Raw genomic sequence first — 22099 nt, 5'->3', positions numbered from 1 at the left:
GGAAATTTTGAGTATTTGACATAAAAATAAAAGCCTGCAATTATTTTATTTACAAACTTTTAAATAGCCCCACATCAACATCAGCAGAGTGAATGGAAACCTGTTAGAACACCTGGAAGGGATTTTGGAAATCGTAAAAAGTATTAAGAAAGTGTAAACTCAGTCCTGCTTTTAGTACTTGCCTACCAAATCGTGTATAAATTTGTTGTATTCATCCCGCATGGGCAGTTCCATGTTTGTATAAAGTGCACGTCGGTTAATTAACACGTGTTCATCGGTCTTCGGATTAAATCCTTCCTTTTTTAAATCCTTCCAATACAAACCTATTCCTCTTTTTTGCCAAGCGGGAAGATTGTTGAAATTTACGCCATACTGAAATAATAATTCATTTTTATTAGCAATGCTCATCCCCTCGATTTTTAAAGTTGCCTCATTCATGGTAAAACCATCTTGTCTTAGCCGCCAGTAACAATGTGCATTTAAGGCGTTTCTGTGTGCGTCTTCATTACGCCATCTAAAATAATCTTCCACTAAATTTCTATTGGGAAGCTCTGAGAGGCGGCAGTCAAAAGCTGCCACGCTGCCCAGCGATGCTGAGAATTTGGCGCTGGCTTCGCTTGCTAATATGGAAATGTATTTTCTGGTCTTTCGGCCAAAAAGATTTTCGTTTGGATGCAGGAGCAGTGATATTTCGTCACTTTCGGTATAACCATATATCACATTGAAACCGCAATTCATCAGGTGTTTTACTGTTTCAACCATCAAGTCCCGAAATTTTTCGTCAAAAGGTGCTTCGAATTTGTGTGTTTCTTTTGTAAGTCTGGTGAAACTTCGTCCATGGCTACAATGTACATATCAGGGAGTACGCAGCGGTCTTGTGAGGTTTCGTATATCCTCATTTTTTCATCTAAATCATCAAACTTCATCTGACCATTTGTTTACTGTAAATGTATTATTTTCCGCTACTACATAATAAAGTTCATCAAAACCTTCTGTTATCTGCGGTAAGACAAGACGCTTAAAAGTTCCCCGTATGCCAATTTCAGGGATATTTTCTTTACCAACACGTTGATTATTCCGCTTTATGGCATCCGTTATCTTATATTGAAAATAATATCCAATCACTTTAAAGTTATTTGCTTTCGCGATAGTTATATATTTTGCTCTTTCTTCCAGGGAAGAATTAGTGTTATCTATTACAAAAGGATGGGATGTTGGATGCAAGTTTCTATAAACCTCAATTCTTTATTTCTTGTGTTTAGCTGGTCTAAGGAAATACGCATGTGGGTGTTAAAAAAACTCTCTTTAAAGAAAGTAGTTTTACCTGTCGCCTGAATTCCGCAAAATATTAAACGCTTCCATTTGTGCAAATGTAAGCGTTTAATGGATGTAAGTAAACAGTGTCGACTTTTATGACGGGACCTATAGCAACAAAAAAGGACCGCAACTTGCGATCCTCTTGCGAAGCGGAGAGAGAGGGATTCGAACCCTCGGTACCGTTTCCAGTACGACAGTTTAGCAAACTGTTCCTTTCGGCCTCTCAGGCATCTCTCCGTTTTGTTTTTTTTAATTATATCCCTTTTTTCAGGGACTGCAAATATAGTAATTCAAGTATCCCCGCAAAAAAAAATTACATTTTTTAATAATCTATTCTAACATGATAAATACTCATCAGCATGCGCTTAAAAATAGCCTTGATTGTTTCTATGTCTTTCAAAGTTATATTACTGTCTTTCAACTGGTTTTGATCAAGCTTGTATTTTACAATACGGTCTACCAGTACACTGATGGATTCTTCATCGGGCTCTTTTAATGAGCGCGATGCGGCCTCAACTGAGTCGGCAAGCATTAAAACGGCACCTTCTTTGGTAAAAGGAATGGGGCCGGGATAGCGAAATATGTTTTCGTTGATGAATTTTTCCGGGAAATTTTTCAATGACGACTGGTAAAAATAATCCACGCGGGTATTACCATGATGGGTACGGATAAAATCGATCACCACCTCGGGCAGATTAGCTTTGCGTGCCATTTCAATACCCCTGCTCACGTGGCGGATAATGATCTGGGCACTTTCTTCATAAGGCAGTTTATCATGCGGGTTAAAGCCCGAACTTTGGTTTTCGATAAAGAACAGGGGGTTCTCCATTTTGCCTATATCATGATAAAGCGCCCCCGCCCTAACCAGCAGGGCATTGCCGCCAACTGCATAAATAGCGTTTTCGGCCAGGTTGGCCACCTGCAGCGAATGCTGAAAGGTACCCGGAGCGTTAAAAGCCAGTTCGCGCAATAATGGCGCGTTTGTATTGGTAAGCTCAATGAGCGTAATTTCGGAAGTGATGGCAAAAACCTTCTCGAACAAATAAATAAGCGGGTAAGCCAGCAGGGTAAGCAGCACGCTAACTACAAACGGCAAAAAGTCCATCCAGTCGATATTCAGGAAATCACCCTCACGAATAAAGGTAATCCCCAAAAATGCCACGAAGTAGGTAAAAATAATGATCACTGCCGAGATCAGAAACTGCTCGCGGCGTACCAGGTTTTTAATACTGTAGATGGATACCATACCCGCCGTAATTTCATAATAAGCAAACTCAAAGCTGTTAGGCACAAAAAAACCGGCTATGAGCACCACCAGCAAATGGATATTAAGCGCCAAACGGGTATCAAACAATATCCGGATAATAATAGGTACTATACAATAAGGGATATAGTACAAATTAGTCGGGAACTGGAGTTTTATAGCCAGCGATAAAGTGGCCAGCATGGTAGTAATTACCAGTAATATCAAACTTACCAACCTGTTATCGGCGTAAATATCCTTACGAAAAAGATACAGGAAAATCATGAGCAGCGAGATAGCTATAGCCACCAGGAAAAATTGCCCCAAGAGGACTAAGTTCCTGTTACCGTTAACACGGGCGTTATCCTCAAAGGCTTTTTTAAATGATTCCAGTTTTTGATAAACATCGTCATTAACTACCGAGCCTTTGTAAACTATCACCTCTCCTTTTTGCACCATTCCGCGTGTTACCGAAAGACCATCTACAACTTCCTTCTCCAGTCTTGAAGTAAGGTTATTATCATAGGCAAGATTATTTTGGAGGCGGTTGCTGATCAGATCGAGCAGGAAGGCTTTATCTAAATCAGTATGCCTGCTCAATACCTTATCACAATAAGCCTGCGCTTTTTCTTTGGTAAACAGTTCGCTGGTGTTTTTATCAGTGGCCACATTCCTGTCCAGGATCCGTATGGGATAATTTTCGGAGCTTTGCTGATATTTGGCATTGGGTTTAAAAACCCCTGTCTGGTAAATTTCGGTCAATAAATCGGTACCGACAGCAATGTACTTCGACTTGAGTTTGTCATTGATACCGGCATTATGCCATTTAATTTCCAGGTCGGCTTTAAAACCTTCTATCTGCTGGTTTTGCATCCCTGCGTCCAGCTGGTAAATTGGCGTTATGCTTTCTAGTGCCGATTTTTGATCGGCCATGATTTCCTGCGGTGTTTTTAGTATTGCGAAATTATAGGGCGATACCAGGTCTTTCTGGTTCCAGATCCTCCCCTTTTCGTGCTCGTAGCTAAATTTTGCCTGCTTCGGTAAAAAGTAAACAATAAGCACGATACTAATCAGCATCATCAAAAACTTAACATTACGGGCGTATTTGCGCAGTAAAGCCTTTTGGCGCGAAGTGGATAGTTTTGCCATTTAAATGATTAACCTGCCAAAAATAATATAAGTTTCTGTTATATGCAGTTTTTCTTGCTTTTGTAAAAATAAATTTGATATCTTTATGATATCATTTTAAAATCAAACTAAATCATGAATCCTGAAAAAACCATCAACCCGCCATCCGGCTTTGCTGTGCTTATTGTATTCCTTGCATTACTGGTAATAGCTGCCCTTTGCTTTTGGGCGGGTGAAGAACCTATTGGCGCTATGTTAGCTATCATCGGCTTCGTTTTTCTGCTCCCGGGACTTGTTGTCGTTAATCCTAACGAATCAAAAGTGCTTACCCTTTTCGGCAAGTACCTGGGTACTGTAAAAAAAGATGGCTTTTTTTGGGTGAACCCTTTCACCGTAAAAAGAAAAGTATCATTAAGAGCCTTTAACCTTAATGGCCAGCAACTGAAAGTAAACGATAGCATTGGCAACCCTATTGAAATCGCAGCGGTTATAGTATGGCAGATAAAAGATACCGCCGCTGCCGTATTTGCGGTTGAAAATTACATTCAATATGTAAATATCCAGAGCGAAGCTGCAGTAAGGCACCTGGCCAACTCTTTCCCTTATGATAACCTGGAGGATGAAACTGCAGCCATTACTCTACGCGGCGGCGCCGAACAGGTAAGCTCCATGCTGGAGAAGGAATTGAACGAAAGGCTTGACCGCGCCGGCATTGAAGTATTGGAAGCCCGCATCTCGCATTTGGCCTACGCGCCGGAAATCGCGCATTCCATGCTGCAAGTACAGCAGGCATCGGCCATTATAGCTGCCCGTAAGCTGATAGTTGAAGGTGCCGTTGGCATGGTTGAAATGGCACTGAACAAGCTATCCGAAAAAAACATAGTTGAACTTGATGAAGAACGCAAGGCGGCCATGGTAAGCAATCTGCTGGTTGTACTTTGCGGCGATAAAGCCGTTAACCCTGTTGTTAATACCGGTACTTTATACCATTAATACCATGGACCAATTCAGAAGCTTAGACCAACTCCGCGTGTCGGAATTACCAGTACTGAGGCATGGTTTTTGGCGGCCATGGTACGAACTTACCGACGGGCAGTTTAGCTATGGTAAACTCACCTATACAGGAGCTTTAAAACGCGCTTGCTTACTGGAAACAGCGAATGGAAACTGGATAGTAAAACGCAAGAACTGGTTAGGCCGAAAACTTGTTATTGAGCAGCCCGATGGCATGGAAACAGGTTTGGTGACACCAGACATCTGGAACCGTAAGATAACGCTCAATTTAAACAATGGGCTCATGGCTACTTTTTATAATAAAAAGATCCTTTCACGCACCTGCACCTGGGTAAACGAGCAATTGGGCGATATCCTGAATGTAGAAACCAAAATATGGAGCCGGAAAAAGCCATTTATTGTAAAAATGAACCTCGATATGATCAAAAAAGTACCAGAACTGCCGCTATTGGCGTTACTGGGCATAAATTTAGTTTTGTTAAAACAGGCCCAGGCAGCGGCCGCAAGTTGATATGGCCGAAAAAAAAGCATTTGTATTACGCATTAACCCCGACATGCTGAAGGAGATTGAGAGCTGGGCTGCCGAAGAATTCAGAAGCACCAACGGCCAGATCGAATACCTCATGCAACAAGCCCTGTATGCTCGTAAAAAAGGGAGTTCGAAGAAGAAAAAGGAAGATAGTGATTAGTGGCAGTAGCAGTAGGTAGCAACTGTTTGCCGTTTATAGTTTGCAGTTAGTATAATTATTGTCCCATTACAGAAGCCCTAATTTTACATAATCAAAAAACTGCAAACTAAACTATCAACTGATTTAAAACCTGCTACTGCCACTAAAAAACAGCAACTAATTTTATTATGCATGCATAGTATTTTCTTTCATCCAAATCACTAAATTTGCCCACCAATTTTAATGAGGGACACATGAAAGAAGTAGTAATAGTTGCAGCTACACGCACACCTATAGGTAGTTTTGGAGGCAGTCTGGCCGCTATCAGTGCCACACAGCTGGGCGCGGCAGTCATCAAATCGGCAGTTGAAAAAGCGGGTTTACAGCCCGATCAGGTTCAGGAAATTTATATGGGCAACGTAATGTCGGCCAATGTTGGGCAGGCGCCTGCTACACAGGCAGCCATATTTGCAGGGCTCCCCTATCTGCCCGCAACAACCGTTAACAAAGTTTGTGCATCGGGTATGAAAGCCATTATGTTAGCCGCCCAAAGCATAGCCATAGGGCAAAACGATATTGTTGTTGCAGGCGGCATGGAAAGCATGAGCAACGTACCTTATTACCTGGATAAGGCCCGCAACGGTTACCGTTTAGGTAACGGGCAAATCATTGACGGTTTGGTAAAAGACGGTCTTTGGGATGTTTACAACGACTATCACATGGGCTCAGCAGCCGAACTTTGCGCCGCCGACTGCAACATCAGCCGGGAGGAACAGGATGCATATGCCATACTATCATACCAGCGCGCCCAAAAAGCACAGGCAGACGGTAAATTTAAAGACGAAATTACCCCGGTTGGTCTTAAAGACAAAAAAGGCGATATCACCATGTTTACTGAAGATGAGGAACCTCAAACAGTTAAGTTTGACAAGATCCCATCATTAAAACCCGTATTTAAAAAAGATGGCACGGTTACGGCCGCCAACGCCTCGACCCTTAATGACGGTGCCGCAGCTGTAGTGCTTATGAGCCGCGAAAAAGCGGATGAACTCGGTATAACCCCATTGGCTAAGGTGGTTTCCTACGCCGATGCCCAGCAGGCACCCGAATGGTTTACCACTGCGCCCTCAAAAGCTATTCCGCTGGCACTGCACAGGGCGGGCCTGCAAAATTCCGATATCGACTTCTTTGAGATCAATGAAGCCTTCTCTGTAGTATCAATAGCCAACAACCAGCTTTTGACCCTCGACCCGGAAAAAGTAAACGTTAACGGTGGTGCTGTTTCATTGGGCCACCCTCTCGGCGCTTCGGGTGCGCGAATCATTGTTACCCTTTTACACGTATTAAAGCAAAATAACGGTAAATATGGCGCTGCAGGTATCTGTAACGGAGGCGGCGGTGCCAGTGCAATGGTTATCGAAAATTTACGTTAGTATTTTATAAATAACGTCATTATAAGCAAAATATATTTTTAGTGATGTTGCGTGTGGGCGCGTTAGGGATTGCAGTGAAAAGCCCACAGCGCAGGTTGGGTCGCGGGCATGCAAAGCGAGGACTTGTAACGGAAAGCCCGGGCCTCAGGCAACGCCCATATTTATAAAATAGATTATAAATACAATACTAACCAACAGCTTACTATTACGTCATTATAAGAAACGAAACAATCTCATTCTATATAAAGAAACTTACAAAGCCATCTCGCAAAGACATAAAAAATAAGCTCAACTAATTAAATTAAAATAGTGACAAAAAAAACCCTTCTTACTATCTTCTCCATACTGCTTTGCATGCAAACTTTTGCGCAATACCATGACGAAGGTACAAGGCTCAAAAAACTTAACGAATACCAGGATAGTCTCACTCGCCTTGGCAAAAAAATTGTAAATGATGAGAACGACATGGAGCGTAAAAATGCCAATTATCAGTTCATTAAAACACTGGTACAAGCGCTGAAGGTCAATAACTCATTCCTGTTCCCTTTTGATTCGGTTAAAAGCATCAGCATTGTAAACTCACCCGATAACCGTTTTCGCATCCTGAGCTGGCATGTTACAAACCTCGATGGCAGTTATCGCTTTTATGGAACTGTTCAAATAAATACCGGCGGCCCGCTCAAAATGTACCCGCTCGAAGATTATTCGCCTTTATTGAAGAACCCAGAGGATTCGGTAACCGATAGCCATAAATGGTATGGTGCCCAATACTATAAGATAATGTCGGTGTACGGCCCCAAACCATATTATGTATTATTAGGGTGGAAAGGTAATACCGTTAAATCCACAAAAAAAGTGATCGATGCAATTTCATTTAACAATGGTGTGCCGCAGTTTGGCATGCCCGTGTTTAACGGAAATGGCAAAACCCGCAGCCGTGTTATATTTGAGTACGCCCGGCAGGTATCGATGCTATTGAGATTTGTGCCAGAGAAAAATATTATTGTTTTTGACCATCTTTCGGCGCCAGATGGCCGGAGTAAAGACAAACCTGAAACCTTTGGCCCCGATTTGAGTTACGATGGCTACCAATTAAAAGATGGCCGCTGGACTTATATAGAAAACCTTGACATGCGCAACATTGCCGACGGCAATTCGGCCACCGATAACGAATATATTGATCCCAAAAAGCAAGCCGCAAAAGACCGCGCCCTTTTACCGGTAAAACATTAAGAAATTAAACAACAGCAATAGCCCCAAAATCAACACTTTTATTGTTTAAATTGTAACACTTTCGGTATTAAATTTCGGATTGGAAGATTTATATTACCTTTAGCAAATTTTAAGTTAACTGATGCAAGAAAAAACTGCTCCACTAAAATCAAAATTCCCCAAGAGCGTCCCTTACATTATTGGCAATGAAGCCGCTGAACGTTTTAGCTTTTATGGCATGCGTTCCATACTTACCCTTTTTTTGGTAAAACAATTCTTTAACCCTGCAGGTAATCCCGCGTTAGCCCAACAGGCTGATGCCCATGCCAATAAGCTGAACCATTTATTTGTTATGGTGGCTTACGCTTTACCATTTGTAGGCGGCATGGTGGCCGACTGGTTTACCGGCAAATACAAGCTCATCCTTTATATTTCTGTAGTATATTGCTTTGGACACCTGTTGCTGGCGATGTTTGATACAAGCCTTAGTGGCTTTGAGATAGGTATGCTTGTTGTCGCCATCGGTGCGGGTGGTATCAAATCGTGCGTTTCGGCCAACGTAGGCGACCAGTTTGATGCCAGCAACCAGGATTTGCTCTCAAAAGTTTACGGTTGGTTTTACTTTAGCATCAATGCAGGCTCTATGTTATCAACGATTGCTATCCCTACCATTTACAAATATTACGGCCCTAAATGGGCTTTTGGTGTTCCCGGCATATTAATGGGTTTGGCAACTGTGATATTTTTTATGGGCCGCAAAAAATATGTAAAAGTGCCTCCGCAGGGCGTAAACCGAAATAACCTGGTGTTTATTACCTGGTATGCACTTACCCATTTAAGTAAAAAGAAACCAGGGCAATCATTACTTGATATTGCCAAAGAAAGTTATGACCCGGAACGTGTTGAAGGAGTTAAAGCGGTATACCGCGTAATTTCTGTATTCTTTTTTGCGCTGGCGTTTTGGGCTGTTTGGGACCAATGCCTTTCAGAATGGACGCTGTATGCTGCAAAAATGGATCGAAACATCAATCTTGGTTTTACCTCATTCCAGATAGAACCGGGTTCAATGTCTACATTTAATACCATTTTCCTCCTGTTATTCATCCCGCTTTTTAACTATGTGATTTATCCAAATTTAGATAAGATCGGGTTGAAAACAACACCTTTGCGCAGGCTCGGAGCGGGCTTGATTTTGACGGCGTTATCGTTTGTAGTTATCGGTTTTACACATGTAAGTATTGATCATGGTGGCTCTCCGTCAATGTGGTGGCAAGTGCTGGCCTTTTTAATATTATCAGCTGCGGAAGTATTGGTGTCAATTACCGGTTTGGAATATGCTTATACCCATTCTCCAAAATCAATGAAAAGTACTATGTCAGGAATTTGGTTCCTGGTTGTTTCGTTTGGAAACCTGATCACCGCCCTTGTAAATGGTCTTATTGAAGACGGGGGCTGGTGGGCTGAAAATCTTAAGGGTGCCAATTACGAATGGTTTTTTGTGGCTTTCATCAGTGTATTCATCATCATATTCCTGATCGTTTCTCCACGCCTTAAAGAAAGAAATTACATTACCGACCCATACGTGGAAAACCAGGTTATTGCCGACACTCATAACCTGTAAAATATTACCCAAAATTGCAGGATTGCGCAAGCTTTCCTGTTTTTTTGTTTTGATGCTCTGTAAATTGATTATTTTCGCACCTTAAACGTTTACATCATTTTTCAAAATACGATTCAGTGCCCGATAGCATAGTAATTATACCCACGTATAACGAGAAGGAAAATATCGAGCGGATGATCCGCAAGGTATTTTCCTTGCCTCATGATTTTCATATCCTGATCATTGACGACGGATCACCCGACGGTACCCCGCAGATAGTAAAAAGTTTGCAAGCTGAATATGACGGTCGGCTTTTTATGGAAGAACGAGCGGGTAAACAGGGATTGGGCACTGCCTATATACATGGTTTTAAATGGTGTATAGCCCGCCATTACGACTATATTTTTGAGATGGATGCCGACTTTTCGCACAATCCGGATGACCTGTTGAAACTAAGGCAAGCCTGTATTGATGGTGCCGACGCGGCAATAGGCTCCCGTTATGTAACTGGCGTAAACGTGGTAAACTGGCCCATGAGCCGGGTGTTGATGAGCTATTTTGCATCAGTATATGTACGTTTTATAACCGGCATGAAAGTGCAAGACGCCACCGCGGGTTTTATGTGCTACAAACGCAGGGTGCTTGAAACCGTTAAGCTGGATAAAATCAAGTTTGTTGGTTACGCTTTCCAGATCGAGATGAAATATACTACCATTAAACATGGCTTTAAGCTGGTAGAAGTCCCGATTATATTTACCGACCGCACTGCCGGTACCTCCAAAATGTCGACGCGTATTTTCCGGGAAGCATTTTTAGGCGTGATCCAGATGAAGATCAACAGCATTTTCAGGAAGTACCCGGAGGGGTGATTTTTTAAAGGTGAAAGGATAAAGGCGAAAGGTTAAAGGTTACATTACAAAACTTTAACTTTTTGTCTTTAAAGCAAATTAATCTATCCACTGAAAGAAAAAACCTTTTGCCTTTTAGCTTTAACCTTTCGCCCCCTCAAAAGAAACAAACCTTTTACCTTTAACCTTTCACCTTTGGCCTAAAAAATTACTAATTTCGTTGGCAATGAATGAGCATCTTGACCCTGAACGCGAACGTCTCAGTCCGGCCGAACGTGATATTGAAAAAGTATTGCGCCCGCAGCAATTTGAAGACTTTACCGGTCAGCATAAAATATTAGCTAATTTAAAGATCTTTGTACAGGCGGCCCGCCAGCGCGGAGAGGCGCTTGATCATGTATTGCTGCATGGCCCTCCGGGTTTAGGCAAAACCACCCTTTCACACATTATCGCCAATGAAATGGGTGTAGGCATTAAGATCACCTCAGGCCCTGTTTTAGATAAACCCGGGGATTTGGCGGGTTTGCTTACCAATCTTGAAACCGGGGATATTCTTTTTATTGATGAAATTCACCGCTTAAGTCCGCTGGTTGAAGAATACCTTTACTCGGCCATGGAGGATTTTAAGATAGATATTATGCTGGAGAGCGGCCCCAATGCCCGTTCGGTACAAATTTCGCTTAATCCGTTTACCTTGGTAGGCGCAACTACCCGTTCCGGCTTGCTTACTGCGCCTCTAAGGGCCAGGTTTGGTATCAACTCGCGCCTGGAATATTATGATGCCAAACTGCTTACCACCATTGTACTACGTTCGGCATCGATACTAAAAACACCTATTACTGATGAAGGTGCTTATGAAATCGCCCGCCGCAGCCGTGGTACCCCCCGTATTGCCAATGCATTACTTCGCCGCACACGTGATTTCGCCCAAATCAAAGGAAATGGCAAGATTGATACGGAGATTGCCCAGTATGCATTGAACGCTTTAAATGTAGATAGTCACGGACTGGACGAAATGGACAACAAGATCCTGCTTACCATTATTGATAAGTTTAAAGGCGGTCCTGTAGGTTTAAAAACCGTTGCAACAGCAGTTGGTGAAGACGAGGGCACAATTGAAGAAGTTTACGAACCGTTTTTAATACAGGAAGGCTTTTTAATGCGTACAGCCCGCGGCCGTGAAGCTACTGAAGCTGCCTACAAACATTTAGGAAAGATAAAGCTGGGAGGAAATCCATCCTTATTTTGAGATAAACGTATACATCGCCACCAATCATGAAAACCAAATTAAAACTACTGCTCACTACAACTATGCTCTTTTTAAGCTGCATAACTATCGCATCGGCACAAACAACACCACCGCCACCGGGTACAGCACCAGCCCCTTCGGTTACGGCACCTACCGATTCAGTTAACAAGGCAAAAAAAGACACCATACCGGTGATACACAAGCCTGTACCGACGCTAAAAGTAGGTATTATGGGCTTAAACCATGACCATATCCACCTCATATTAAGTGAGTACCGAAAAGGAAACGTAAATATTGTAGGCATTGCCGAACCTGATAAAAAGCTTTGGGAAAAATTTGGCAAAGCATATAACCTGCCCGATTCCCTGTTTTTTGATGACCTAAGGAAAATGTGCACCACCCGTAAGCCTGCTATTGTGTTGGGTTACAACGCTGTTGGCAAACATGTGGATATTGTGGAGACCTGCGCACCCTTAGGTATTTCTGTAATGGTTGAAAAACCGTTGGCCGCCACCCTTGAGCAAGCTAAACGTATGGAGTTTCTGGCCCTTAAATACTACGTCAAAGTATTAACAAATTATGAAACTACCTGGTACCCATCCTTTCAGGATGTTTATAATACCGTTAAGCAGGACAGCATAGGTTTGATCCGTAAAATGGTGGTGCATGACGGGCACCAGGGGCCACGCGAAATTGGCTGCAGCGAAGACTTTTTGAGCTGGTTAACAGATCCCGTATTAAATGGTGCAGGCGCCCTGAATGATTTTGGCTGCTATGGCGCTGATTTGATGACCTGGCTAATGAAGGGCCAGCGCCCGATAGCAGTAACCGCTATCGCAAGGCATTATAAACCAAACATATATCCGAAGGTTGAGGATGATGCCACCATATTGGTTGAATACGCCAATGCCACCGGGCAAATTGAAGCCTCCTGGAACTGGCCTTTCAGTATCAAGGATATGGAGATTTTCGGTGCTAAGGGTTATATCCATGCCTTCGATAAGGATAGTGTTGAAATAAAAGTTAATAACCGTGTAAGAGGTTATAAAGCTGCCCCACTGGTAGCACCAGCTGATGCGCCGGTAGCCTATTTTACTTCGGCCCTCGCAAATCCGCTCAGGCACCCGGATGACCGTTCATCATTAAAATACAATATGATTGTTATGCAAATCCTGGATGCCGCCAAGCGGTCAATAAAAGAAGGAAAGCGTATAGTTTTATAACAAACACAACAGGGCCGATGAAATACATAACTTTATTACTGTTATTTTCCTCGGCCTTGTTAAGCTGCAGAACCAAAAAAGACAAAGCATCCGCTGAGATTTACCCAACGGTTAGTTACTTAAAGATCAAACTTGATGCTGCCGGGCACCTGCCTGCCAATCCCTACATATTAAGGTTTAAAAACGACAAAAAGGAGATTGTTTTTTGTGGCGTTAACCATTTGCCGGATAACAACGACACCGAAAATCCGATGTTTAAGGGGATCGAAAAGGCATTTTTTGAATTCAGACCTGATGTGTGTGTTAACGAAGGAGGAGATGTTTCAAAAAAGGTTTTCGCCTCAAAAAAAGAAGCCATTCAAAAAGATGGTGAAATAGGGCTTACCAAAACCCTTGCAGATAGCCTTAAAATTATAACCGTTAACGGCGACATGACCGATAGCCTTGAATTTAAAGAGCTATTGAAGAGATACACTACCAGCGAATTTTTAGCTTATATAGTTACCGAACGTTTTATGTGGGGCCAACGGCCTCCTGTTACCGATAGCGCGGCATTTAAAGCAAATTACGCTAAATTTATACAAGGCTATATCATGAAAACAGGTGGAGTAAAGCTTTCACCGGCTGAGCAAACCCTGGATTATTTTGAAGCCGCCTATCAAAAACTGCTTAACCGCCCTTTTAAGCTCGAGGAGCTGGAACCTACCAATCCGTTTGACCCCAAAGGAAAATTTCAGGAAATTGGCAGAGCCTCCAAAGAGATCAGGGATCAAAGCCTGCTTCGCACCATTGACAATCTGCTTAAAACCCATAACAAAGTGTTTGTAGTTTTTGGCGGATGGCACCTGCTTACATGCGAGCCGGGCCTGAAGCAGATCATCAATAAAAGCGAATAATTATCCGGTTATCATACTTAAAGTCTTAATTAATTTTGTTTACATCGCAAGGCTTGCGTGTTATATAATTATTATTTTAGCTGCCGTTAATTAAGGAATAAAACCAACCTATAATATGATAAAACAAACGTTAGCCATGCTGGCCCTTTGTGCTTTCGGCGCTGTTTCATGCCAGTCGAAGCCATCAGATAAATCAACTACTGCTGCCCCTGTTGCCGAAGTTCCGGCTGCCAATGCAACATCACAGGGTGATGCGGCCGCTATTTTAGCCCGCAAACAGGTACCTATCCTCTGCTACCACCAAATCCGCGACTGGAAGCCTACCGATTCAAAAAACGCTAAAGATTATATAGTTCAGGTTGCTGCTTTTAAAGAGCACATCAAAATGCTGGCCGACAGCGGTTACCATACCATACTGCCCGATCAGCTTTATGCATACCTTACCAAGGGCGCGCCGCTGCCTAAAAAGCCTATCATGCTTACGTTTGATGATACTGACCTTGATCAGTTCACCATTGCCAATCCTACCCTTAAAAAGTATGGTTTTAAGGCAGTTTATTTTGTGATGACCGTATCGTTAGGCCGTCCGCATTACATGACCAAAGAGCAGGTAAAACAACTATCTGACGAAGGTAACGTTATTGCCAGCCACACCTGGGACCACCACCGTGTTGACCGTTATTCACATACATCAACCCTTAAGATCATCGGCAAAAATGGTAAAATAACCAATCGCCCGGTGGACGACTGGGTTACCCAAATCGAAAAACCAACTAAAACATTGGAAGAAATCACCGGCAAAAAAATGGACTACTTTGCTTATCCGTTTGGTATCTGGAACAAAGCCGCTTTACCTGAACTTAGGAAACGTGGTTTTAAAATGGCTTTCCAATTAGCTGATAAACGTGATCAAGCCGATCCATTAATGACTGTGCGCCGGATTTTGGATAGCGGGTACTGGAGCACTAAAACGTTAAGCAACAGTATCAGGAACAGCTTTTAGCCCCCGCCCCCTTAAAGGGGAGATACGGAGGATATTTAAATAAGAAATGCCGGCTCAAAGAGTTGGCATTTCTTGTTTTCTGCCATCTATTTAGGCATAGCCATCAATTTAAGGACTAAAAAGCTGGGAACTTGCGATTCCCCTTTTGGGGGCGGACGCCTCACAAATCCTCACCCGCCGGGCCTTGCCCTTTGTTTGACGACGGCATTTTGCTAATATCCTTTTCGTCGGGTTTTAAATGAACTATCTCGGCTATTATGGTATCATCACCGGTATTTTCACCTAACTCATCATTGTGCAGATCTGAATCATCATTATTCATAGCTGCTCTTTCATCTATAGTTTCCATAATGATATTTATTTATTTCCTGTTATCCATTTTACGGCTTCGTCTAATTCTTCCAGCCTATAGCCTGCAAACTTGCCCGGTAAAATATATTTAAACAAATGACTGAACTCCCGAACACCGTCCTGATCGGTTACAACAGCAACTTTGTTCCATCGGGTAAAATATTTAAGGCCCAGCCTGATATTACCGCACCAGGCACCTGCTGTAAAATTTTTAATATTAGTTTCCAGCACCAGTAAAAAGTTTATCCGCCCGGTTTGTTTTACCTGTTGCTCAAGCAATGGTCGTAAAGCCCTTTCATAATCGCCAATAGTAACGTGGCCTGCTGCATGCATCCCTAACACATGCGCAGGCAAATATTTAATATGCTCAAGCATGCTATAAATTCTTATTTTTTAATCAGATACAAAAACTGAACCAATAGTAAACTTATAGCAAAACGGAGTAAAGTATAATAACGAATAATGTGCTTATGCAAGTATACAAACCTGATTGGGGGGGCGTCTCTGTACACTCACCAATTTCAATTTATAGTATCTTTGCACAAATGCAGCAAAACAAATCAACATACAGTCAACTCATTAAAAACGAGGCGCAAAAACTTGGCTTTCTGTTTTGCGGCATCGCCAGGGCTGATTTTTTGGAAGACGAAGCTCCACGCCTTGAAGCCTGGCTTAATAAAAACATGCATGGCGAAATGGCGTACATGGAGAACCATTTTGATAAGCGCCTTGACCCTCGTTTGTTGGTTGATGGGGCAAAATCTGTCATCTCGCTTGGTATAAATTACTATACCGATCAGCAACAGGATGATCCGTTATCGCCCAAAATCTCTAAATACGCTTATGGAATTGACTACCACACGGTGATTAAAGATAAGCTGAGGCTATTACTGCAAATCATTAATGATAAAATTGGTGAAGTAGGCGGCCGTGCGTTTGTTGATTCGGCCCCGGTACTTGATAAGGCATGGGCACGTAAAGCAGGAATGGGCTGGATTGGCAAAAACAGCAACCTGCTCAACAAAAAAGCCGGCTCGTTCTTTTTCCTGGCCGAACTGATCATTGACCTTGAACTGGAATACGATATAGCCCCCACAGCCGATCATTGCGGCACCTGCACCAATTGTATCGACGCCTGCCCTACCGATGCTATAGTTGGCCCATATGTGGTTGATGGCAGCCGCTGCATCTCCTATTTAACCATCGAGCTTAAAAATGAAATTCCGCAGGAGTTTAAAGGCAAGATGGATAACTGGATGTTTGGCTGCGATGTTTGTCAGGATGTTTGCCCCTGGAACCGTTTCTCGGTGCTTAATACCGAGCCGGCCTTTACTCCGCACCCCGATTTGCTACACTTGAAAACCACCGACTGGCAGGACATTACCCAGGATATTTTTCAGAAAGTATTTAAAAACTCGGCTGTTAAACGCACGAAATTTAGCGGGCTAAAAAGGAATATTGATTTTTTAAAGGCTAAAGGCTAAAGGCTAAAGGCTAAAGGCTAAAGGCTAAAGGCTAAAGGCTAAAGGCTAAAGTTGAACGAATCCATGAAGCTTAGGTTTCAGAATATTATCAACAAAAAGCCCTTGCACAAATACCTGCAAGGGCTTCATAAAAAATCCTGAAAATCCTTTAATCCTAAAAATCAGGGTTCAGACAAATTTACCCCTTTTTAAACTTCAAAGCTAACTGGGCCAGCATATCATCGTTAACCGGCTGGGCTGGTTCATCCTTCTTTTTAAAAGATTTGTTTTGATAATGTTGGTTTTTAGTATGATCGGGCTTTGTGTATTCTTTTTTCTGATACTCAGGTTTGGGGGCAGCAGGTTGTTGATCGGCCGGTTTTGGCTGGGCTGCTTTGTTTGCCTGACGCTCGGCAACTTTTTTGGCGTTCCAGCGGGTATAAATTTCTTCGAGCTTGCGCTTGGTATAAAGCGGAAAATCGCCCTGCATCATCCACGAATAATAACTTGGTTCAGCGTTTAATACGTCTTCAACACGTTTGCCTTTATGTTTGCCAAAGTTTATCAACTCCTCGCCCTGTTCATTATAAACCATACGACCGGCAAAATCAACCGGTTTGCTCAGGTTAGTAAATGCGTGCAGCGCTTCAACATCGCCCACAACAGGGATTACTTTATTACCTTTTTTATCCTCCCACTCCACATTTTCATAACGCTCAATCTGCGCCAGCAAAACCTCCATGGTAGCACGGGTATCTGCTTCGGCCGAATGGGCGTTTTCAATTACTTTATTGCAATAAAACTGGTAGGCCGCCTTTAACGTGCGTTGCTCCATTTGATGAAATATGTTCTGTACATCAACAAAATGGCGGGCATCCAGGTTGAAATCCACTCCGGAACGTAAAAATTCCTCCATAATCATGGGGATATCAAACTTATTTGAATTGTATCCGGCCAAATCACTATCACCAATAAAATCGGCTATTTCCTGTCCAAGTTCTTTAAATTGCTTTTCGTTTTGTATATGCTCATCATAAATGCCGTGCACCAGCGACGACTCGAGTGGGATAGGAATGCCCGGGTGAACACGCCACGTTTTCACTTCTTCGCTGCCATCAGGGTTAAGCTTGATAACAGATATTTCAACTATACGGTCGGCACCGATATTGGTACCTGTTGTTTCAAGATCAAAGAAAGCCAGGGGCCGTTTTAAATTTAATTTCATTTGTAAGTGTTCAGAGATGCAAAGGTCGCAAATGTCCTAAAATTAATCAGCAGAATAAATTTTTTAATTTATTTAATATACCAATTTATTATTTAATTTGATTATCCCTAATTATCACAATTTGCATGAACAGATTTCTTCTTATTCTTTTGATTTTCATTACCTTATCACACCTCGCGTCGGGCCAGGACTTTGAAACCGGTATAGAAGGACCGGAAATTGATATGGTTAAATATGATAAAGATCCGCAGGCCAACGCCGTTTTTTTAAACGAGTTTGGCAGTGTTCGTATAGATGAATACATGGACCATATCAGGCTCATTCACACCTATCATGCCAAAATTAAAATTTTCACCAAGGAAGGATTAACTCACGGTACTATAGCTATACCTATCCACAATGGCGATAACTCCGCAGAAGAAGTTAACAATGTTAGCGGGTTTACTTATTATAAAGATGATAACGGTATTATTCAAAAGGCCGAACTTGATTCCAAAAAGGTATTTACATCTAAAGATTATAAATATGGCAGCACTGTAAAGTTTGCGTTGCCGGCATTACGGCCCGGCTGCGTTATTGAATTTAAATACGAACTTATCTCACCATATTGGGACAATTTCCGGGAATGGGCATTTCAGGACGATATCCCCAAAATAAATTCGCAGTATGAAGTACACATCCCGGGCTTTTGGACATTCAACGCTTCGTTACGCGGGGCGCTGAAATTAACCAAAAGTAGTTCGGAAGTTGAGCGTGAATGCTTTTCATCGGGAGGTGCAAAAGCCGATTGCTCACATATTACTTACAACATGAAGGACATTCCTGCATTTGTTGATGAAGATTATATGACCGCCCGTAAAAACTTTTTATCAGCTATATTTTTTGAGCTTGTTGAATACACCAACCCTTATAACAACGTCAAAACCGTTATGACAAAAGAATGGGGCGACGTTGACCATCAATTAAAGATATCCGATGAATTTGGCGTTCAAATGAAAAGGACCAGCTTACTTAAAGAACGCATTGGGCCGGTAATTGCAGGTAAGGCAAATGACCTTGACAAGGCAAAAGCTATTTATGCATGGATCAAAAGCCAAATAAAGTGGAATGATTATATAGGTATCTACAGCACCGATGGCGTAAAAAAATCATTGGATACACATGCCGGCAGTATCGCCGATATTAATCTGACACTTATTACCGCGCTAAGCGCCGCTGGCCTTAACGCCGATGCCGTATTGCTTTCAACCCGCGACCATGGAATGGTGAATAACCTTTACCCGGTACTTAGCGACTTTAACTACGTTATAGCCAGGTTAACTATTGGCGATCAAACCTATCTGCTTGACGCTACCGATCCGCTGCTCTCGTTTGGCTTGCTTCCCCTTAAATGTATCAATGATAAGGGCAGGGTAATCAGCCTCAATAAACCATCATACTGGATAGAGTTAAGCACCCAGCCCAAAGCAGCCACTACACGGATGTTCGATCTTACACTGCTTGATAATGGGAAGTTAAAAGGCACAATAACCAATTACTACAAAGGTTACGACGCTTACGAAAAACGCAAAGCCATTAAAAAGTTTAATACAGTTGATGAATACGTTGAAGATTTTGATGAGAAACAACCTAAATTAAAAGTATTTAAATCAGATATAGCAAATCTCGACAGCCTTGACAACCCGCTACGTGAAACCTTTGAAGTGGAGATAGATGCGTTTGATAATACCAATCATGATAAGCTTGCATTTAACCCTTACTTTTGGGAAAAACGCACTACCAATCCCTTCAAACTTGCCGAACGTGATTATCCGGTAGACTGGGCCTTTGCCTCAGACAAGAGGCTGGTTTTGGTAATGCACCTGCCTGCACAATATATCATTGAAACCCCGCCCCAGATAGTGGCGTTTTCATTACCAAACAAAGGCGGCATGTTTGCTACCACGTTTGAGAGCCAGGACAATAGCAGTTTTACCTTTTCAAACATTACCCAGTTTAACAAGTCGGTTTATGATTCGGCCGAATACCCTTATCTTAAGGAGCTGTTTAATAAGATCATTCTAACGGAAAAAGGGGATATGATCTTCAGGAAAAAATAATGAAAGCATTTTTAACTACCCTTTTTATCTTTTTGGCGGTAACCTGTGTAAAAGCACAGGAAAACTACGACGTATCGCTCATTTCAAAAGACCTTTTGCCTTATGCCAGTTCAATAGTGCGTAATGAGGAAGTTACTGTTGAGGTTAAAGACTTAGATAACACACTTTGTCACGTAAAACAAGTAATAACTGTACTCAATAAAAATGGTGACGATGACGTTGATATAACGATATGGCATGACAAAAGCCGGTATATCAAGGATATAAAAGGCGTTATTTATAACCAATGGGGCAAACCCACAGGCAAATTTTCAGAAAGCGATTTTGAAGATAATACCAACCGTGATGGCTTTTCGCTTTTTACCGACCTGAAGATAAAACATTACCGGCCCAGGGTAGCAGATTATCCTTACACCATCAGTTATGAATATGATGTAAAGTCGAAACAATCACTTGACCTTGAAGGCTGGCTCCCAATACCTTCGGATGGTATAGCCGTTGAAAAAAGCTCATATACATTAATCTGCAAGCCCGATTTTAAGATCAAATACAAACAAACCAATTTATCTGTTAAACCAACAATTGGTACCAATAAACAGGGTATGCAAACATACACCTGGCAAACTAATAACCTTAAAGCTTTAAAGCATGAGCCATATAGCCCTGTTTACCGATCAATAATGCCCCGCCTGGAAATAGTGCCCGAAAAATTTATTTACCGTGGTGTCAGCGGCTCATTTACCAACTGGAAAGAACTTGGGCAATGGCAATATGATAAGCTTAATGCAGGCCGCCAGCAGCTTTCGCCTCAAACTGTGGCAAACATGAAAGAGCTTACAGCCTCAATAACTGATCCCAAAGCCAAAGCACGCAAGATTTATGAATACATGCAGGGCAAAACGCATTACATCAGCATCCAGGTAGGGATAGGCGGCTTACAACCCTTCCCGGCATCGGATGTTGATGCTCAAAATTACGGCGATTGCAAAGCCCTGGTTAACTACACACAGGCCTTGCTAAAAGCAGTTGACATTGATTCATATTACTGTGTGGTGTATGCGGGATCATCGAAGGTAAATTTCCAGCCCGACTTTGCAAGCATTGACCAGGGCAATCATGTTATTTTATGCCTGCCTTTTAAAAATGATACCACCTTTTTAGAATGTACCAGTCAGAACATACCGTTTGGCTTTTTAGGCGATTTCACCGACGACAGGATCGTACTGGCCTGTACCCCACAGGGCGGCAAATTAATGCATACGCCAAAATACACGGCCCAGGCTAATCTTGAACAACGCAAAGCCAATTTTACATTGAGTGCCAACGGTAACCTGTCGGGTACAATGGTTACCAATTTCAAGGGCACTAATTATGAAGATCGCGATCATGTGATCTATGAATCGAAAACAGAACAGATCAAAGATCTGAAGAAGATTTATCCCATTAATAACCTTGATATTGAAAGTGCAGATCTGAAGCAGTTTAAAGTTGAACAACCATACACCACCGAAACGTTAAAAATTTCGGCTACAGACTATGGCTCGGTATCTGACGGAAAAATAATTTTTCTGGCCAACCCGGCTAACCGTGTAAGTTCGCCGTTACGTGAGGTCCGTAACCGACATAACGATGTTTACATTAACCGTGGATATACCGATGAGGATGAGATCACTTATACCCTACCCGCGGGATACAAGGTTGATATGCGTCCTAAAAAAGTAAGTATCGAAAAACCTTTCGGAAAGTTTGAATCAAGTGCAACTGTAAATGGGGATAAGCTGGTATACAGTCGCAAGCTACAGATCATAGATGGTACATATAGTAAAGACACCTATCAGGACCTTGTTGATTTTTACCAGTCAATTGCGGATGTAGATAATGATAACGTTACCTTAGTTAAAGGTAACTAAATATCACGATACCGAGGATAATACCAAGCACCATGATCACATAAAGCATGATTTCGGTGCCTGCGAACCGCTTGTACTTAGTCCAGAATGAGTAATCTTGTTTTTTGTCGGCCATAACAGCGCAAAATTATTGAAAATAAACACACCAATTGGGTCAAATTTTAACGAATTACACGAATGCGATTTAAGCTTAACATTGGTGTAATTCGCAAAAATC

The 22099-nt window shown here is 42.2% G+C and carries 21 protein-coding genes, 1 tRNA gene and 1 pseudogene; 14 read left to right on the top strand and 9 right to left on the bottom strand.

The window, feature by feature from the left end:
• Positions 1 to 171: 171 nt before the first annotated feature.
• The 5 genes and pseudogenes from BLP33_RS27730 to BLP33_RS08895 form a co-directional block, all read right to left on the bottom strand.
• Positions 172 to 531, bottom strand: a complete 360-nt coding sequence (locus BLP33_RS27730) for a hypothetical protein (RefSeq protein ID WP_254780104.1) — start codon at positions 529 to 531, stop codon at positions 172 to 174.
• Positions 532 to 558: 27 nt separating this feature from the next.
• Positions 559 to 825, bottom strand: a pseudogene (locus BLP33_RS27785) (tRNA(His) guanylyltransferase Thg1 family protein); the annotation flags it as partial.
• A gap of 90 nt (positions 826 to 915) precedes the next feature.
• On the bottom strand, positions 916 to 1224 hold the full coding sequence (locus BLP33_RS08905; RefSeq protein WP_217633145.1) for an ATP-binding protein: 309 nt from the start codon (positions 1222 to 1224) through the stop codon (positions 916 to 918).
• A gap of 243 nt (positions 1225 to 1467) precedes the next feature.
• A tRNA-Ser gene (locus BLP33_RS08900) sits at positions 1468 to 1554 on the bottom strand.
• 85 nt (positions 1555 to 1639) lie between these two features.
• A complete protein-coding gene (locus tag BLP33_RS08895; protein ID WP_090526688.1) occupies positions 1640 to 3709 on the bottom strand; it encodes an HD family phosphohydrolase in 2070 nt (689 codons plus the stop codon).
• Positions 3710 to 3823: 114 nt separating this feature from the next.
• Here BLP33_RS08895 and BLP33_RS08890 point away from each other — a divergent pair, with 114 nt between their 5' ends.
• The 11 genes from BLP33_RS08890 to BLP33_RS08840 all read left to right on the top strand — a co-directional run bounded on the left by BLP33_RS08890 (position 3824) and on the right by BLP33_RS08840 (position 14834).
• Positions 3824 to 4681 (top strand): SPFH domain-containing protein, encoded by an 858-nt coding sequence (locus BLP33_RS08890; RefSeq protein ID WP_090526686.1) that lies wholly within the window; start codon positions 3824 to 3826, stop codon positions 4679 to 4681.
• A gap of 4 nt (positions 4682 to 4685) precedes the next feature.
• Complete coding sequence (locus tag BLP33_RS08885) at positions 4686 to 5213, top strand: hypothetical protein (RefSeq protein ID WP_139159963.1); 528 nt, start codon at positions 4686 to 4688, stop codon at positions 5211 to 5213.
• Between the two features lies 1 nt (position 5214).
• Positions 5215 to 5391, top strand: a complete 177-nt coding sequence (locus BLP33_RS08880; RefSeq protein WP_090526683.1) for a type II toxin-antitoxin system antitoxin — start codon at positions 5215 to 5217, stop codon at positions 5389 to 5391.
• Between the two features lie 233 nt (positions 5392 to 5624).
• Positions 5625 to 6803, top strand: coding sequence for an acetyl-CoA C-acyltransferase (locus tag BLP33_RS08875; protein WP_090526680.1), 1179 nt, complete (start codon positions 5625 to 5627; stop codon positions 6801 to 6803).
• A 309-nt stretch (positions 6804 to 7112) separates the two neighbouring features.
• The gene (locus BLP33_RS08870; protein WP_139159962.1) at positions 7113 to 8036 is read left to right on the top strand and encodes a hypothetical protein; all 924 of its coding nucleotides are present in this window, start codon (positions 7113 to 7115) and stop codon (positions 8034 to 8036) included.
• Between the two features lie 121 nt (positions 8037 to 8157).
• Complete coding sequence (locus tag BLP33_RS08865; RefSeq protein WP_090526676.1) at positions 8158 to 9636, top strand: POT-type proton-dependent oligopeptide transporter; 1479 nt, start codon at positions 8158 to 8160, stop codon at positions 9634 to 9636.
• Between the two features lie 116 nt (positions 9637 to 9752).
• Positions 9753 to 10484, top strand: coding sequence for a polyprenol monophosphomannose synthase (locus BLP33_RS08860; protein ID WP_090526674.1), 732 nt, complete (start codon positions 9753 to 9755; stop codon positions 10482 to 10484).
• Positions 10485 to 10689: 205 nt separating this feature from the next.
• Positions 10690 to 11712, top strand: a complete 1023-nt coding sequence (gene ruvB, locus BLP33_RS08855) for a Holliday junction branch migration DNA helicase RuvB (protein WP_090526672.1) — start codon at positions 10690 to 10692, stop codon at positions 11710 to 11712.
• 26 nt (positions 11713 to 11738) lie between these two features.
• Positions 11739 to 12935, top strand: a complete 1197-nt coding sequence (locus BLP33_RS08850) for a Gfo/Idh/MocA family protein (RefSeq protein ID WP_217633144.1) — start codon at positions 11739 to 11741, stop codon at positions 12933 to 12935.
• Positions 12936 to 12952: 17 nt separating this feature from the next.
• The gene (locus BLP33_RS08845; RefSeq protein WP_090526670.1) at positions 12953 to 13831 is read left to right on the top strand and encodes a hypothetical protein; all 879 of its coding nucleotides are present in this window, start codon (positions 12953 to 12955) and stop codon (positions 13829 to 13831) included.
• Positions 13832 to 13946: 115 nt separating this feature from the next.
• Positions 13947 to 14834: a polysaccharide deacetylase family protein gene (locus tag BLP33_RS08840; protein ID WP_090526668.1), complete on the top strand. Its 888-nt coding sequence runs from the start codon at positions 13947 to 13949 to the stop codon at positions 14832 to 14834.
• Between the two features lie 160 nt (positions 14835 to 14994).
• Here the strand turns inward: BLP33_RS08840 and BLP33_RS08835 are convergent, their stop codons facing one another.
• Positions 14995 to 15183 (bottom strand): hypothetical protein, encoded by a 189-nt coding sequence (locus tag BLP33_RS08835; RefSeq protein ID WP_090526666.1) that lies wholly within the window; start codon positions 15181 to 15183, stop codon positions 14995 to 14997.
• 8 nt (positions 15184 to 15191) lie between these two features.
• Positions 15192 to 15560: a SpoIIAA family protein gene (locus BLP33_RS08830; RefSeq protein ID WP_090526664.1), complete on the bottom strand. Its 369-nt coding sequence runs from the start codon at positions 15558 to 15560 to the stop codon at positions 15192 to 15194.
• Between the two features lie 170 nt (positions 15561 to 15730).
• Here BLP33_RS08830 and queG point away from each other — a divergent pair, with 170 nt between their 5' ends.
• A complete protein-coding gene (queG, locus tag BLP33_RS08825) occupies positions 15731 to 16669 on the top strand; it encodes a tRNA epoxyqueuosine(34) reductase QueG (RefSeq protein ID WP_090526662.1) in 939 nt (312 codons plus the stop codon).
• Between the two features lie 178 nt (positions 16670 to 16847).
• Here queG and BLP33_RS08820 read toward each other — a convergent pair whose 3' ends face one another.
• Positions 16848 to 17873: a 3'-5' exonuclease gene (locus BLP33_RS08820; protein ID WP_090526661.1), complete on the bottom strand. Its 1026-nt coding sequence runs from the start codon at positions 17871 to 17873 to the stop codon at positions 16848 to 16850.
• Positions 17874 to 17998: 125 nt separating this feature from the next.
• On the opposite strand from BLP33_RS08820, the gene BLP33_RS08815 reads away from it, so the two are divergent.
• Both BLP33_RS08815 and BLP33_RS08810 read left to right on the top strand, forming a co-directional pair.
• Complete coding sequence (locus tag BLP33_RS08815) at positions 17999 to 19972, top strand: DUF3857 domain-containing protein (RefSeq protein ID WP_090526659.1); 1974 nt, start codon at positions 17999 to 18001, stop codon at positions 19970 to 19972.
• Entirely contained in the window at positions 19972 to 21882 is a 1911-nt protein-coding gene (locus BLP33_RS08810; RefSeq protein WP_090526657.1) for a DUF3857 domain-containing protein, read from the top strand. Before BLP33_RS08815 ends, BLP33_RS08810 begins: the two co-directional genes overlap by 1 nt.
• On the opposite strand, the gene BLP33_RS27780 is transcribed toward BLP33_RS08810, so the two are convergent.
• Positions 21869 to 21997: a hypothetical protein gene (locus BLP33_RS27780; RefSeq protein ID WP_255485375.1), complete on the bottom strand. Its 129-nt coding sequence runs from the start codon at positions 21995 to 21997 to the stop codon at positions 21869 to 21871. The two genes, BLP33_RS08810 and BLP33_RS27780, sit on opposite strands and share 14 nt — an antisense overlap.
• Positions 21998 to 22099: the final 102 nt, after the last annotated feature.

It is taken from the genome of Mucilaginibacter sp. NFR10, assembly GCF_900100445.1.
In the GTDB taxonomy this organism is placed as follows: Bacteria; Bacteroidota; Bacteroidia; order Sphingobacteriales; family Sphingobacteriaceae; genus Mucilaginibacter; species Mucilaginibacter rubeus.
Note: the sequence above shows the minus strand (reverse complement) of the source record. Positions and strands in the feature narration are given on the sequence as shown.

What these genes read in the sequence shown, in the direction of transcription:
- BLP33_RS08895 (WP_090526688.1), bottom strand. Translation starts at nt 3,709, where the DNA reads ATGGCAAAACTATCCACTTCGCGCCAAAAGGCTTTACTGCGCAAATAC.
- BLP33_RS08890 (WP_090526686.1), top strand. Translation starts at nt 3,824, where the DNA reads ATGAATCCTGAAAAAACCATCAACCCGCCATCCGGCTTTGCTGTGCTT.
- BLP33_RS08885 (WP_139159963.1), top strand. Translation starts at nt 4,686, where the DNA reads ATGGACCAATTCAGAAGCTTAGACCAACTCCGCGTGTCGGAATTACCA.
- BLP33_RS08880 (WP_090526683.1), top strand. Translation starts at nt 5,215, where the DNA reads ATGGCCGAAAAAAAAGCATTTGTATTACGCATTAACCCCGACATGCTG.
- BLP33_RS08875 (WP_090526680.1), top strand. Translation starts at nt 5,625, where the DNA reads ATGAAAGAAGTAGTAATAGTTGCAGCTACACGCACACCTATAGGTAGT.
- BLP33_RS08865 (WP_090526676.1), top strand. Translation starts at nt 8,158, where the DNA reads ATGCAAGAAAAAACTGCTCCACTAAAATCAAAATTCCCCAAGAGCGTC.
- ruvB (WP_090526672.1), top strand. Translation starts at nt 10,690, where the DNA reads ATGAATGAGCATCTTGACCCTGAACGCGAACGTCTCAGTCCGGCCGAA.
- BLP33_RS08850 (WP_217633144.1), top strand. Translation starts at nt 11,739, where the DNA reads ATGAAAACCAAATTAAAACTACTGCTCACTACAACTATGCTCTTTTTA.
- BLP33_RS08845 (WP_090526670.1), top strand. Translation starts at nt 12,953, where the DNA reads ATGAAATACATAACTTTATTACTGTTATTTTCCTCGGCCTTGTTAAGC.
- BLP33_RS08840 (WP_090526668.1), top strand. Translation starts at nt 13,947, where the DNA reads ATGATAAAACAAACGTTAGCCATGCTGGCCCTTTGTGCTTTCGGCGCT.
- BLP33_RS08835 (WP_090526666.1), bottom strand. Translation starts at nt 15,183, where the DNA reads ATGGAAACTATAGATGAAAGAGCAGCTATGAATAATGATGATTCAGAT.
- BLP33_RS08830 (WP_090526664.1), bottom strand. Translation starts at nt 15,560, where the DNA reads ATGCTTGAGCATATTAAATATTTGCCTGCGCATGTGTTAGGGATGCAT.
- queG (WP_090526662.1), top strand. Translation starts at nt 15,731, where the DNA reads ATGCAGCAAAACAAATCAACATACAGTCAACTCATTAAAAACGAGGCG.
- BLP33_RS08820 (WP_090526661.1), bottom strand. Translation starts at nt 17,873, where the DNA reads ATGAAATTAAATTTAAAACGGCCCCTGGCTTTCTTTGATCTTGAAACA.
- BLP33_RS08815 (WP_090526659.1), top strand. Translation starts at nt 17,999, where the DNA reads ATGAACAGATTTCTTCTTATTCTTTTGATTTTCATTACCTTATCACAC.
- BLP33_RS08810 (WP_090526657.1), top strand. Translation starts at nt 19,972, where the DNA reads ATGAAAGCATTTTTAACTACCCTTTTTATCTTTTTGGCGGTAACCTGT.
- BLP33_RS27780 (WP_255485375.1), bottom strand. Translation starts at nt 21,997, where the DNA reads ATGGCCGACAAAAAACAAGATTACTCATTCTGGACTAAGTACAAGCGG.